At 69.2% G+C, this 13,799-nt stretch carries 11 protein-coding genes; 4 read left to right on the top strand and 7 right to left on the bottom strand.

Features of this window, described 5'->3' with window-relative positions; translation table 11 throughout:
- Both HUA74_RS29545 and fusA read right to left on the bottom strand, forming a co-directional pair.
- Positions 1 to 1,929 (bottom strand): ABC-F family ATP-binding cassette domain-containing protein, encoded by a 1,929-nt coding sequence (locus tag HUA74_RS29545; protein WP_174457213.1) that lies wholly within the window; start codon positions 1,927 to 1,929, stop codon positions 1 to 3.
- 86 nt (positions 1,930 to 2,015) lie between these two features.
- Positions 2,016 to 4,130 carry an elongation factor G gene (gene fusA, locus HUA74_RS29540; RefSeq protein ID WP_174457212.1) on the bottom strand — a complete coding sequence of 705 codons (2,115 nt, stop codon included), beginning with the start codon at positions 4,128 to 4,130 and terminating at the stop codon, positions 2,016 to 2,018.
- A 213-nt stretch (positions 4,131 to 4,343) separates the two neighbouring features.
- Here fusA and HUA74_RS29535 point away from each other — a divergent pair, with 213 nt between their 5' ends.
- A complete protein-coding gene (locus HUA74_RS29535) occupies positions 4,344 to 4,706 on the top strand; it encodes a nuclear transport factor 2 family protein (protein ID WP_174457211.1) in 363 nt (120 codons plus the stop codon).
- Between the two features lie 57 nt (positions 4,707 to 4,763).
- The gene (locus tag HUA74_RS29530; RefSeq protein WP_141645973.1) at positions 4,764 to 5,090 is read left to right on the top strand and encodes a hypothetical protein; all 327 of its coding nucleotides are present in this window, start codon (positions 4,764 to 4,766) and stop codon (positions 5,088 to 5,090) included.
- Positions 5,091 to 5,093: 3 nt separating this feature from the next.
- Here the strand turns inward: HUA74_RS29530 and sthA are convergent, their stop codons facing one another.
- The 4 genes from sthA to HUA74_RS29510 form a co-directional block, all read right to left on the bottom strand.
- On the bottom strand, positions 5,094 to 6,500 hold the full coding sequence (gene sthA / locus HUA74_RS29525; RefSeq protein WP_141645972.1) for a Si-specific NAD(P)(+) transhydrogenase: 1,407 nt from the start codon (positions 6,498 to 6,500) through the stop codon (positions 5,094 to 5,096).
- 36 nt (positions 6,501 to 6,536) lie between these two features.
- Positions 6,537 to 8,336: an acyl-CoA thioester hydrolase/BAAT C-terminal domain-containing protein gene (locus HUA74_RS29520; RefSeq protein WP_174457210.1), complete on the bottom strand. Its 1,800-nt coding sequence runs from the start codon at positions 8,334 to 8,336 to the stop codon at positions 6,537 to 6,539.
- Positions 8,337 to 8,430: 94 nt separating this feature from the next.
- Positions 8,431 to 10,254, bottom strand: a complete 1,824-nt coding sequence (locus HUA74_RS29515) for a right-handed parallel beta-helix repeat-containing protein (protein ID WP_254625296.1) — start codon at positions 10,252 to 10,254, stop codon at positions 8,431 to 8,433.
- A gap of 111 nt (positions 10,255 to 10,365) precedes the next feature.
- Positions 10,366 to 11,172: a pseudouridine synthase gene (locus tag HUA74_RS29510; RefSeq protein WP_141645970.1), complete on the bottom strand. Its 807-nt coding sequence runs from the start codon at positions 11,170 to 11,172 to the stop codon at positions 10,366 to 10,368.
- A gap of 150 nt (positions 11,173 to 11,322) precedes the next feature.
- Here HUA74_RS29510 and HUA74_RS29505 point away from each other — a divergent pair, with 150 nt between their 5' ends.
- Positions 11,323 to 12,327, top strand: coding sequence for an alpha/beta hydrolase family protein (locus tag HUA74_RS29505; RefSeq protein ID WP_174457209.1), 1,005 nt, complete (start codon positions 11,323 to 11,325; stop codon positions 12,325 to 12,327).
- 5 nt (positions 12,328 to 12,332) lie between these two features.
- On the opposite strand, the gene HUA74_RS29500 is transcribed toward HUA74_RS29505, so the two are convergent.
- Positions 12,333 to 12,557, bottom strand: coding sequence for a hypothetical protein (locus tag HUA74_RS29500; protein WP_246137501.1), 225 nt, complete (start codon positions 12,555 to 12,557; stop codon positions 12,333 to 12,335).
- 127 nt (positions 12,558 to 12,684) lie between these two features.
- On the opposite strand from HUA74_RS29500, the gene HUA74_RS29495 reads away from it, so the two are divergent.
- Complete coding sequence (locus HUA74_RS29495; RefSeq protein WP_174457208.1) at positions 12,685 to 13,683, top strand: DUF1028 domain-containing protein; 999 nt, start codon at positions 12,685 to 12,687, stop codon at positions 13,681 to 13,683.
- The last annotated feature ends 116 nt before the right edge of the window (positions 13,684 to 13,799 follow it).

Here is a 13,799-nt window from a genome sequence, read left to right as displayed (position 1 = left end):
CTAGGCCGAGCCGGCCGCGAGGTCCTGGAGGACCTGCCAGCGCGCGTAGAGGCGGTCGATGTCGGCGATGGCGCCGTCGAGCTCCTTCTGCACCTCCGCCACCTTGCCGCTCTTGCTGTAGATGGTCGGGTCGGCGAGCTGGACCTCCAGCTCCGCCTTGCGCTTCTCGGCCACTTCGATGGTGGCTTCCATACCGTCCAGCTCGCGCTGGTCCTTGTAGGAGAGCTTGACCGCCTTGCGCGCCTCCGGCTTCGCCGCGGGAAGGGGGGCGACGGGGGCGGGCTCGTCCTTCTTCGGCGCGCCCTTCGCGGCCATGGCATCCGACTGCTCCTTCAGCCGCCGGTACATCGCGTAGTTGCCCTCGTAGCGCGTGACGCGGCCGTTGCCGTCGAACGTCACGATGCTGGTGGCCACCTTGTCGAGGAAGTACCGGTCGTGCGTGACGAGCAGCGTGCTGCCACCGAAGTCCAGCAGCAGCCGCTCCAGCACGTTGAGCGTGACGATGTCCAAATCGTTGGTGGGCTCGTCCAGCACCAGCACGTTGGCGCCCTCCAGGAACAGGCGCGCCAGGAGCAGCCGGTTGCGCTCGCCGCCCGACAGCGCCTTCACCTTCATCCGCTGCATGGGCACGGGGAAGAGCAGGTCGTCCAGGTAGTCGCGCAGCGCGACCTTCTGGTCGCCCAGGTCCACCCAGTCCTCGCCCTGCGAGGCCGCGTCGTACACCGTCATCTCCGGGTCCAACTGCGCCCGGTTCTGGTCGTAGTACGCGACCTTGGTGTTCTTCCCGATGACGAGCTTGCCGCCGTCCGGAGGCAGCTCCCCCAGGATGACGCGCAGGAAGGTCGTCTTGCCCACGCCGTTGGGGCCGACGAGGCCCACGCGCTCGCCGCGCTGGAGCCGGAAGTCCACGCCCTGCAGCACCTTGCGCTCACCGAAGGACTTCTGGAGCCCCTCCGACTCGATGACGGTGTGGCCCAGCCGGGGCGCGGCAATCACACGCAGGTCGGCGACCTTGGGGCGCTGGAAGCCCTTCTCCGCCATCAGCTTCTGTGCCCGGTCGATGCGCGACTTGCTCTTGGTGCGCCGCGCCTCGGGGCCCCGGCGCAGCCACGCGACTTCCTGGGCAATCCACCGCTCGCGCTTGTGCTGCGAGACTTCGGCGTTCTCCTGCGCCACCAGCTTCTGCTCCAGGTACGCCTGGTAGTTGCCCGGATAGGACGTGACGCCGCCGCCCGGCTGGATTTCGACGATGCGGTCCACCAGCCCATCCAGGAAGTACCGGTCGTGCGTGACGAGCAGGAGCGAGCCGGGCAGCTTGTCCAGCTCCTCCTCCAGCCAGTCCACCGTGTCCGCGTCCAGGTGGTTGGTGGGCTCGTCCAACAGCAGCATGTCCGGCCGCGTGAGGAGCGCCCGGGCAATGGCCACGCGCTTGCGCAGGCCTCCCGACAGCTGCGCCACCGGGCGGTCCCAGTCCTTCACGCCCAGCCTGTCGAGCAGCGTCTTGGCGTGGTGCTCGGTGTCCCAGCCGCCCAGCTGTTCGATGCGGTCCGACACCACGGCGAGCTGCTCCATCAGCTTCTCGTGGGCCTCCGGGGGAGAGGCCTCCAGCTTCAGCGCGAGCTCCGCCTGGGCGGCCATCGCCTCGCGCAGGGGGCCCTGGGCCACGGACAGCTCCGAGGCCACCGTGGCGCCCTCGGCGAACTCCGGCTCCTGGGGCAGGTAGGTGACGCGGGCGCCACGGCGCAACTGCAGCTCGCCCGTGTCGGGCTTCGCCGCGCCCGCGAGGATCTTCATCAGCGACGTCTTGCCGGAGCCATTCACGCCCACCAGGCCCACGCGCTCACCCTCTTCGATGGTGACGGTGAGGCCCTGGAAGACGGTGCGACTGCCGAAGCTGAGCTGGACGTTGGCGGCACGAAGCAGCGTCACGGTGTTCTGACTCCTGAAAAGGCGAAAGGCGCCCCTCACTGATGAGGAGCGCCTTCCTTACAACCTCGACGTCGCGGTGGCGCGGACTACTTGCGCGCCGCCTGCTCGGCCGCGAGCTTCTCCTTGTACTGCGCCATCAGGGCCTCGGCCTCGTTGCGCGGCACCGGCGTGTACTTGGCGAACTCCATGGTGAACTCGCCCTTGCCCTGCGTCGCCGAGCGAAGGTCCGTGGAGTAGCCGAACATCGCGTTCAGCGGAACCTCGGCCACCGCAGTCACCTGGCCCTCGGCCGTCTCCGTGGAGAGGATGGTGCCACGGCGCTGGTTGAGCTGACCGACGACGGAGCCCTGGAAGTCCTCGGGCGCCGTGACTTCCACCTTCATCATCGGCTCGAGGATGATGGGCTTGGCGGCGGCGTAGCCCTCGCGGAAGCCCATGATGGCGGCCGTCTTGAACGCCATTTCGGACGAGTCAACCGCGTGGAACGCGCCGTCGTTGATGACCACGCGCAACCCGACGACGGGGAAGCCGATGAGGCTGCCCTTCTTGATGGCCTCGTTGAAGCCCTTCTCGCACGCGGGGATGAACTCGCGGGGGATGGAGCCACCGACGATGTCATCGACGAACTCGTACTGCTGCACCGCGTCCGAGGGCAGGGGCTCGATGTAGCCGCACACGCGCGCGAACTGACCGGAGCCGCCGGTCTGCTTCTTGTGCGTGTAGAAGAACTCGCCCTTCTGGCTGATGGTCTCGCGGTACGCCACCTGCGGCTTACCGGCCTGGACCTCGCACTGGTACTCGCGCTTCATGCGCTCGATGTAGATCTCCAGGTGCAGCTCACCCATGCCGCGGATGATGGTCTGCCCGGACTCTTCATCGCGGTGCACGCGGAAGGTGGGGTCTTCCTTGGTGAAGCGGTTGAGCGCCTTGGAGAAGTTGGCCAGGGCGGAGCGGTCCTTGGGCGCCACGGCGAGCGAAATCACCGCGTCCGGGACGTGCATGGACGTCATCGTGTAGTTCACCGTTCCATCGGTGAACGTGTCGCCGGAGGCGCACTCGACGCCGAACAGCGCGACGATGTCGCCGGCCGTCGCGTCGTTGATGTCGTCCATCTTGTTGGAGTTCATCCGGACGATGCGCGGAACCTTGACCTTCTTCTGGTTCACCTGGTTGAAGATGAAGTCACCCTTGGTGACGCGGCCCTGGTAGATGCGCATGTACGTCAGCTGCCCGTAGCGGCCGTCTTCCAGCTTGAACGCCAGACCGACGAAGGGCTTCTCCGGGTCGGACTCGAGGATGACCTTCGCCTCGTTGTTCTTCTGGTCCAGCGCCTCGTTGGTCGCCTCCTTGGGGTTCGGGAGGAAACCGCAGACCGCGTTCAGGAGCAGCTGCACGCCCTTGTTCTTGTAGGCGGAGCCGCACATGACCGGCGTCATCTTCAGGGCGATGGTGGCCCGGCGGACGGCGGCGGTGATCATGTCGTTCGGGATGGCGGCGTCGGACAGGAACAGCTCACCGAGCTGGTCGTCGACCTCGGCCACGCCTTCGATCATCTGCTGACGACGGACCTTGGCCTCGTCCAGCATGTCCGCGGGGATCTCCTCCTCGCGGACGATCTCACCGTTCTCACCGTCGAAGTAGAACGCCCTCATCTGGATGAGGTCGATGAGGCCCTTGAAGCGGTCCTCGGCGCCGATGGGGTACTGGAGCTTCACCGGGTGGTGGTTCAGCTTCTCCTTCAGCTGCGCGGCCACGCGGTCATAGTTCGCGCCGGCGCGGTCCATCTTGTTGACGAACGCGATGCGCGGAACGCGATAGCGCTTCATCTGCCGGTCCACGGTGATGGACTGGGACTGCACGCCCGACACCGAACAGAGGACGAGGATGGCGCCGTCGAGAACGCGCAGGGAGCGCTCCACCTCGATGGTGAAGTCCACGTGTCCCGGCGTGTCGATGAGGTTGATGTTGAACTCACCCCACATCGCGTACGTCGCGGCGGACTGGATGGTGATGCCCTTCTCACGCTCCAGATCCATCGAGTCCATGACCGCGCCCACGCCGTCCTTGCCGCGGACCTCGTGGATCTCATGGATCTTGCCCGTATAGAACAGGATGCGCTCGGAGAGCGTCGTCTTGCCCGAGTCGATGTGGGCAGAGATACCAATGTTACGAATCTTGTCGATGGGTGCGTTGGCGGCCACGATCCGGTCCTTCTTCTCTTGAAAGTGCCTGAGGGAACAGAGCAGGCGGGGCCCTTACTTCCCACGGGACTTGGTTTCCAGCCAAATCCGCATGACGGTGGGGTCCTATACTCCCACCTTTGTCTACAGATTCGGCCCACCTTATATACAGGGCGACCGGTCTCCCCGCTGCGCGGAGGGGCCGATCTGAATTCTTCCGAGGGTACCTAAACCATGAGTGCGAGCGAAAACTTCTCCGTGGCCAGAGCCTGGCTGCACGCCTTCAACGCCCACGACGTGGAGGCGCTGGTGGCGCTGTACGCCGAGGACTGCACCCACACGTCCCCCAAGATTCGGGTGCTGCATCCGGAGACCGGGGGGCAGCTGGTGGGGCGCTCGGCCCTGGGGAAGTGGTGGAGGGAGGCCATCGCCCGGCTGCCTGGCCTGCGCTACGAGGAGACGGCGCTGACGGCGGACGGAGAGCGCGTCTTCATGGAGTACCTGCGCCATGCGCCCGGCGAGGCGCCCATGCCGGTGGCGGAGGTGCTGGAGGTGCGCGGGGGCCGGATTGTCGCCTCGCGCGTGTACCACGGCTGAAACGGCCCCTGGCGCTGGGAATGGGCTAGGGTGGCGCGGCTCCAGAGGAGGACGGACGTGGCGACGAACCCCAGCGCTTTCGACAAGGACTTCGGCTACCTGCTGCCCTTCCTGGACAAGGTCGCCGCCGCCGCGGCCGAGCTTCCGGAGGGCTCCGCTCGCGAGGAGCTGACGCGGTTGATGGCGGAGGAGAAGGTCCGCTGGCAGCGCGCCCGGGAGCTGCTTCGCGGTGCCGCCGGGACAGTCGTGGACAGCGGGGCCGCGCCGCGCGCGCTGGCCCGGTCCTCCGCGGACGAGGTCCACGAGACGGCGCCGAGCCCCTCGGGGCTCACCGTGGGCAGTCTGAAGAGCGTGGGGAGCGTGAATCCTCCCCGCCGCCGCTGAGCCTCAGACGGTGCCGTGCTTGAGGTGGTCCAGCGCGTCGAACGTGGCCGCCTTGTAGGCCTCCGACAGCGTCGGGTAGTTGAAGCAGGTCTCGATGAACAGCCGCGCGGTGGAGCCGGTGAGCATCGCCACCAGCCCCACGTGCACCAGCTCCGAGGCCTGTTCTCCGATGACGTGCACGCCCAGGAGCTTCAGGCTCTCGCGGTGGAAGAGCAGCTTCAACAGGCCGTACATCTCTCCGATGATCTGCCCGCGCGGGTTGGTGGCGAAGGCGGCGCGGCCGGCCACGTAGGGCACCCGCTTCGCGCGCAGCCCCTCTTCCGTTTCCCCGGCCATGGAGACTTCGGGGATGGTGTAGATGCCGTAGGGCAGCACCGTGGCCAGGGCCTGCGGGCCTTCCAGCGTGAAGGCGTGCTCCACGGCGATGCGCGCCTGGTCCATGGAGGTGGAGGCCAGGGCGGGAAAGCCGATGACGTCGCCCACCGCGTAGATGTGGGGCACCGCCGTCTGGAAGCTGGGGCCCACCTCCACCTGTCCGCGAGCGCCCAGCTTCACGCCGATGTCCTGTAGCCCCAGGCCCGAGGTGTTCGCCGAGCGACCGGAGGCCACCAGCACCTGGTCGGTGTCCACCTCCTCCCCGGAGGAGAGCGTCAGGCGGATGGGCACCTCGCACGCGGCGGGCACGTCCACCTTCTCCACCGTCTGGCCGAAGCGCAGGCGGATGCCGAGCGCCTCCATGCGCTGGGCGAGCAGCGCGGAGATTTCGTCGTCGAGGAAGGGCAGCACCTCGGGCTTCACCTCCACCAGCGTCACGGGGATGCCCAGCGCGGCGAACATGCACGCGTACTCGCAGCCGATGACGCCGCCGCCCACGACGACGAGCGAGCTGGGGAGCCGTCCAATCTCCAGCACCTCGTCCGAGTCGTGCACGCGGATGTCGCCGAAGGGATACAGCGGAGGCCGGTACGGGGAAGAGCCGGTGGCGACGAGGATGACGGAGCCGGTGAGCAGGAGGTCCTCCGCGCCCTTTCGGCACACCCGCACGGTGTGCGCGTCCACGAACGAGCCGACGCCTTGCAACACCTGGACGCCATGCTTCTGGAGGTTGTGGCCAATGCGCTCGCGCTCCATGCCCTTCACGCGGCGCTCGCGGTAGAGGAAGTCGGAGACGGTGGCCTCGTGGCGCAGCGTGGTCTCCACGCTGTAGAGGCCTCGGGCCTTGAGGCCGGACAGGTGCAGCGCCGTCTCGCGGAGCGTCTTCGAGGGCAGCGTGCCGGTGTTCGCCGCCGTGCCGCCCAGCACCGACTCCCGTTCCACCACCGCGACGCGCTTGCCCGCCATCGCGGCCTGCACCGCGCCCCACTCGCCGGCCGGGCCGGAGCCAATCACCACCAGGTCAAAGTCCACCATGGGGCGAAGGTACGCGAGGCCACGCGACCTTTGAAGTCACGGAAGGAGATGTTCCTCGAAGAAGAGGGCCGTCTTGCGCATCGCCTCGCGCGAGTCCTCCACGTCGTCCGTCAACTCGAAGCCGTGGTGACCCTCCGGAAGCTCCATCAGCGTGAGGGGGGCCCCTCGGCTTCGGGCCTCCTTCACGAAGTCGTCGAGGGCGGCGTTGAGCGGAGGCGTGTCCAGGCCTGCGCGCAGCACGAGCAGCGGCGGCACCTTCTTGGCGTTCGCTGCCTTCAGGCCGTCCATGGGTCCGATGCCCCGGGGCACGTCCGGGCCTCCGAGCAGGGGGTACCACGCCACCGCGCAGCGCAACCAGGCGGGAGGCGCCTTGCTCAGCGCGGGAGACAGCCCCCAGAGCCCTCCGGCGGACATGGCCATGAGGCAGACGCGGTCCGCGTCGAGCGGCTCCGTCGCCGCCTGCTTGCGCACGAAGGCCAGCGCCGCGTCCACGCGCTTCTGGAGGTCGGCGACGCGTGTGAGCCACTGGGACTTCTCGATGCCCGTTGACGGGGAGCCCAGCTCCACCAGCGCCACCGCGAAGCCTTGTGTGGCCAGCCAGCGGGCCTGACCGGCGAAGGCGGGCAGGTCCCTCACGAGCGGGGTCAGGTCCGGGTGCAGCAGCCCATGGACCAGCACGATGAGGGGCACGCGTCCCTGGGACACCGCCTCCGGGATGTAGAGGTCCAGCTTGTAGTCGCGCCCGCCCGCGCGCGTGTACGTGAGCGCCCGGCGGACCTGCACCTCCTCCATGCCGGGGATGGTGAGGACGGGCCGGGCCTTGGTCCACTCGGGTAGGAGGAGGCCGTGGAGCTCAGGAGGCGTGGGGAGGGCAATCATCGGAGGGCCGAAGGCGGGCACCTCGCCGAAGCCCAGGTGCGTGCGCAGCCATTGGGCCCGGTCCCTGCGCGCGGCGTCGCCCAGCTCATGGCCTCCTTCGTAGACCTTGGCGAGCTTGGGCATCGTGGCCGCGTCGATGAACGTGTTGACCTGCGCGGCGGTGACCCAGGCGTCCGAGCGGCCATTCTGGAAGAAGAGCGCCCGGGGCGACGCATGGCCCACCCCCACCACGCCGTCGAGCACCGCCATCCTCCGCACGAGCTTCGCGAAGTCCTCCTTGGACATCGCGTTGGCGAGCTGCTTCTCGTTGTCCAACTCCATCTCGCGGATGCTCTTGGAGTAGTCGCCCACGCCATTCATCAGGACGAAGGCGCGCAGCCGGGGCTCCACGCCCGCGAGGGCTCCGCCCACCATCGCACCCATGCTGTGGCCCACGAAGCCCAGCCGCCGAGCGTCGACCTCCGGTCGGGAAGCGAGCAGGTCCACCGCGCGCCGCATGTCCACCAGCATCTGAAGGGACGAGTCGTAGATGGCCGCGCCCTTGAGCGAGCCACGCCAGGGGGCCGGGCGGACGTGAGGGGCATCGACCAGCAGCGACACCACGCCCGCGCGGGCCAGGGAGAGGGCTTCGTCGAGGAACTCGTTCTTCGAGCCTTGTCCCCAGTGCAGGAAGGTGAGGCCGGCGAATGGCCCGGGGCCCGGGGGCGTGACGAGGTAGGCGGGGACGCGTCCGCCCTTCGGGCTGGCGTAGGTCAGCTCCGTCACCGTGACGTCGCCGCGCCGCTGCGCGCGGACCGTCTTCACGTCGAGCGGCGCCTTCGCGTCGTAGTCCGTCACGCTCCGCAGTTCGCCGAGGAGCGTCGCGGTGTCGGGCTCCTGCTCGGCTCGGGCCGGAGGAGTGGTGAGCAGCGCCAGCAGGAGGACGAGCCAGCGCGGAGCGGGACGATACCGGGTCATGGAAGCGCCTCGGCTTCGGACTGCGGGCCTCCCTGGAGTGGGAGGGAGGCCCGAGTCTGAGCCGTCCCCGCGCGAGCGCAAGTCTCGCGTGAGGTCAGGAGCGCGGGCCGTAGACGGGCAGGGGCGCTCCGACTTCGTAGGCCCCCAGGTCCGGCGCCGTACCGCTGAAGCCGTGGTTGATGTTGGCGAGGGGCGCTCCCGCGTTCTCCACGGCCGAGCCCGTGCGCGGGCGCAGGTCGGGCGCGGCATACAGCGTCATGGGCGCGGCGGGGTAGGCGACGGACGCGGCGAAGACTCCGAGGTCCACCTGCACGGCATTCTTCTCCGTGGTGCTGGCGCGCAGGGCGCTCAGTCCCGTCAGGGCGCTGCCACCCCAGGTGGCGGTGAAGTTGCCGGACGTGGTGCCGAAGCCGTCGTGGTCCAGGTTGGCGCTCGCGGTGACCAGGTCGGGGATGTGGAGCACCCGCCCGTTGGCGTTGCCGCTGTTGTAGCCGTTGAAGGACCCGCCCGGTCCGCCGATGAACAGGTTGTTGCGCGAGTACAGGTTCGCCACGGGCTTGCCAGCGGTGATGCCGAGTCCGTCGCCATGCTTCACCACGGTGTTGTGCAGCAGCACGTCGCCCGAGCTGCCCCGGTACAGTTTGAAGGCGATGTGCACCGTGTTGTAGGCGGCGTTGCGGACGAAGTACGTGGGGCCGCCCAGGCTCGGCTGCGACGACAGGGCGATGAAGTTGTTGGTGAGGCGGTTGCCGACGATTCGGCAGTTGTGGAAGCAGAAGTCCGCCTCGACTCCATCGTCCGCGTTGCCGATGAGGTCGTTGTTGAGGATGTCGATGCTGTACTGGTCCACCGCGGCGTCGTCCTCCATCAGGGAGATGCCGTCGCGGAACCCGGTGACGCGGTTGTTGAGAATCACGTGGCCCGGGCCCGTGACGCAGATGCCCTCACCCTGGTTGTTGCCGTTGACGCCGAGCGAAGCCTCCGCCCATTGCGTGACACCTGTCACGACGTTGTCGGCGATATAGGCGTTCTCCGCGCGCAGGAAGGTGACGACGGCGTCGCCTCCGTTCGCGGTGGTGGCGTTGACGGTGGAGCGGGTGAGCACGAAGTGCTTCGAGCCGTTGAAGCGGACGCGGCCGTTGATGGTGAGCCGGTCGAAGTGCACGTAGCTCTGGTTGAACAGGTTGATGGGGCCGGTGACGATGGTGCCGGTGGTGCCGCGCAGGACGATGGGCTTGCCCTCGGTTCCGCTGCGAGACCAGTCGAACGCGCTGTACGTCCCCGCGCCCAGCTCGAGGATGTCGCCCGGCTGCGCGCCGGAGGCGACGGTGGCGAAGGTGGCGGGGGTCACCGCCTTGACGGGAGCACTCGCCATGGGGGCTGGCACCGCGCGCGTGGTCGCCGTCTCCGTCCGCGTGGTGGAGCCTCCGTCCGGGTCCGTGAGGGTGAGCTCCAGCTCGTAGCGCGTCCCGGGCTGGAGGTCGAACACGCTGCCGGAGTGGCGCGAGCCCCAGCTGAAGCCCTCGTTGTCTCCGGCCGGGACGCGGCGCAGCGGCAGGGCCTGCAGCCAGGTGCCCGTTCCGACGGGGCGGTAGCGGACGGAGACGACGCCGTTCGCGTTGGGGTCACCGGAGAAGGCCCACTCCACCGTCAGGTGGTGCAGCGTCGGGAAGGGGAGGCTGATGGCTCCAGGGACGGTGGCGTCGGCGCTGGTCGCCCCGCCGTCGGGGTTCGCCTGGGTACCTCCGTCGGGATCCGGCTGGGAGCCGCTGTCCTCGCGCGTGCCTCCGTCGGGGAGCACGGAGCCATCGGGAGCGCCTGTTCCCGCGTCGTCCCCGGTGTCGTCGTCTCCTCCGCCACACGCGACGCAGAGAAGCAGCAGGACAGCGCAGGACCACTGCCGGATGAGAGCGTTCATGCGCCGGGATTCTGCCCGGAGCGAAGGCTCACCGCGAGAGAACCTGCTGTCGCGGGCGGTGTGGCGGTTGCTGTCGCGGATGTGGGTGGAGCGAGCGAGCGCGCCGCGACGTCACTCGCTCGGTGGGGTGCGCCCCGAGTAGAGCAGTCCGTCGCGCACTTCCTCCTCGGTGAGGAGGCGGTAGGTCCCCTCGGGGATGTCGTTGAGCTCGATGCCACCCACGGCCTCGCGGTGGAGGGCGCGCACGGGGAGCCCCACGGCGCCGAGCATCCGCTTCACCTGGTGGTGTCGGCCCTCGGTGAGGGTGACCTCCACGGTGTGCTCGTCGCGGATGCGCACGGTGGCGGGGCGGGCGGGGCCGTCGTCGAGCGTCATCCCCTGTCGGAGGGGCTCCACGCGCTCCTCGTCGGGGGTGCTGAAGACGGTGGCCACGTAGCGCTTGGGCAGTTGCGTGTCAGGGGAGGTGGCGTGGGCGACGAACTTGTCGTCATTGCTGAAGAGCAAGAGGCCCGTGGAGTCCACGTCGAGGCGGCCCACCGCGTGCCACGTGTAGCCGGCCAGGTCCGGGGGCAACTGGCGCAGGAGCACCTCGAAGACGGTGCCGGTGCGGTGCTGGGACACGGTGGAGGACAGCACGCCCGCGGGCTTGTGGAAGGCGAGCACGCGCGTGGCGGGGGCCGACAGCGGGACGACCTTGCCATCCACGCGCACGACGGAGCCGGGGGGCACGGGGGCGAGGGGCATGAGCGCGACGCGGGCGTTGATGGTGACGCGGCCGGCGCGGATGGCGTCGTCGGCCTCCTTCTGGGGGAACACGCCTGCTCGGGCGAGCGCGCGCGACAGCCAGTCCGGCTTCTCCTTGCCCTCCCAGCGCTGGTGTTGCTGAGGGGCCTTGGGCTTGTCGTACTTGCGAGGCATGGGCTTCCAGGGGGCAGGTGACGCGAGGGCGGGTCGGGAGCACCGGGTGTCGTCGACCCGCCGCGAGGGCGGCGTCATATCATCACCAGTTCCCCGACGTGGCGCATCTCACCGCCGACGTCCGGGAGTGGCCGGCGTAGAGTCACGGGAATGACCTCGCGTGCCGGAACACCGCCTGTCCGGGATGAAACCCGGATGCATCCGCTGGATGGGTTCATCGCCTCGCTGGCGAGTCACTCGCTGTTCTGTGACGGCTGGGGGGACGAGCAGGCGTTCACGGGGCCGGGTCTGTCGGACCGGCTCTGCGCCCGGCCTGGCCCGCTCTCCATGAGCTGGGAGGCGGAGCAGTCGCGGGGGCGGCGTTGCTTCCGGGATGGCGCGTTCGACTCGCCCTGGGCGGCGCTGCCTCCGGAGGTCCGTCGCGGCAAGGTGCGGTGGTTCTCCTCCACGCGAGGTCGCGGGCGGGATGCGTGCGTGGTGCTGGCCTCGTCGCGGGACGAGGGATTCAGGCTCAGGACGTGGCTCTTCGCGCCGTTGGTCGACGAGGGCGTGGACTTGTTCTTCCTGGAGAATCCCTTCTACGGGACGCGCAGGGCGACAGGGCAGAAGGGGCCGCACATCCGCACGGTGAGCGAGCAGTTGAACATGAACATCGCGAGCATCGAGGAGGCGCGGGCGCTCGTGGCGCATGCGCGGCGGGAGGGCTACGAGCGCGTCGCGGTGGCGGGATACAGCATGGGTGGCTACATGGCGGCGCTCGCGGCGGCGACGATGCCGGAGCCCGTGGGAGTCGCGGCGCTCGCGGCGGGAGCGTCACCCGCGCCCGTGTTCACGAAGGGCGTGCACGGGCGCTCCATCGACTTCAAGAAGCTGGGAGGCTCGCCGGATGAAGCGGAGGCCCGGCTGCGACTCGCGTCGATTCTGGACGCGGCGAATGCGTGTCTCTTGCCGCCGCCCGCGAAGCCGAGCGCCGCCGTCATCGTGGCGTGCGCGAGGGATGCCTTCGTGCCGTTGTCGGAGGCGCGAGCGCTTCACGCGCACTGGGCCGGAAGCGAGCTGCGCATCCTGGACGCGGGCCACATCTCCGCGCTCATCACCTCCGGGTCGGCGCTGCGCGGAGCGATTCGAGACGCGATCCATCGCTCCGGCGAGTGACCCCGCTACTCACGTCGAATCGTGTCCGGGTCCTCGCCCTCGGACATGCCCGGAGTCTTGCCCGGTTCATCCTCGGGTCTCCGCCGCTCTGCCTCTTGCTCGTCGCCCTCGGCCTTCCGCGGCGTGCGGCCTGGAGCCTCCTCCTCGCGCTCGTCCTTCCGGGGCTGGCCACCGCCGCGTCCCGGTTCATCGTCGCCCACCACCATCGACTCGTAGGGCATGTGATCCATGCGTGCTCCTCTCGCGGGTTCAGGACTCCTCCCGAAAGGTAGGGCCGTCCCCCGGGCGTGCCGCGCCGGGCCTTGCGGTCGCCCGCCCGCTCGCCCACCCTGCGCCTCCTCGCCCGCAGGAGCCGCCATGTCCCGCCTCGCCGCCTGTCTCGTCCTCCTCACGCTCCCCGCCGTCGCCGCCGAGCCAGCCCTCACCCCTCGCCGACCCGTCCACACCTACTCCATCGTCGCGAGAGACCCGGTGACGGGAGACCTGGGGGTCGCCGTCCAGTCCCACTGGTTCTCCGTGGGCGCCACCGTGCCCTGGGCCGAGGCCGGCGTCGGCGCTGTCGCCACCCAGTCGTTCGTGGACCCGTCCTACGGTCGTCTGGGCCTGGAGCTCATGCGCGCCGGACGCAGCGCTCCCGATGCCCTCAACGGTCTGCTCGCGGCGGACTCCGCCAGCAACGTGCGACAGGTCGCCATGGTCGACGCGCAGGGCCGCGTCTCCGCGCACACCGGCAGGAGCTGCATCGCCGCCGCCGGACACGTCGTGGGCGAAGGCTTCTCCGTCCAGGCCAACATGATGGACAAGGCCACCGTCTGGCCCGCGATGTCCCAGGCGTACCGCGACTCGAAGGGCGACCTGGCCGAGCGCATGCTCACCGCGCTCGAAGCCGCGGAAGCCCAGGGCGGCGACATCCGGGGCAAGCAATCCGCCGCCCTCATCGTCGTCTCCGCGAAGTCCACCGGCCGTCCCTGGCAGGATCGTCGCTTCGACCTGCGCATCGAGGACCACCCGGAGCCTCTCAAGGAACTCCGTCGCCTCGTCACCCTCCAGCGCGCGTACAACTTCATGAACGAGGGAGACCTCGCCCTCGAGCACAAGGACACCGACGCGGCCCTCGCCGCGTACTCCTCGGCGGAGAAGCTCGCTCCCGGAAACATGGAGATGGTCTTCTGGCACGCCATCTCCCTCGTCGGCGTGGGCCGCGTGGATGAAGCCCTCCCGCTGCTCCAGCGCACGTACGCCGCCGATCCCCGGTGGCGGGAACTCGTCACCCGGCTGCCCGCGGCGGGGCTCCTCCCGGACGACCCGAAACTCCTCTCCCGGCTGACGGGCACGAAGCCGAAGCCCGCGAAGTGAATCGCGGACTCAGCCGCACAGGGAGCAGGGGCCCGAGCGTTGGGGATTCCTCTCGGTGGGACGGCGGGCGCGAGCGCTTGTGTCCACCGAGCGCGATGGAGAGGTTCTCAAGACGA

Source organism: Myxococcus sp. CA051A, assembly GCF_013336705.1.
Taxonomy (GTDB): Bacteria; Myxococcota; Myxococcia; order Myxococcales; family Myxococcaceae; genus Myxococcus; species Myxococcus llanfairpwllgwyngyllgogerychwyrndrobwllllantysiliogogogochensis.
The sequence above is the reverse complement of the archived record's forward strand: the minus strand, read 5'-3'. Positions and strand labels throughout refer to the sequence as shown.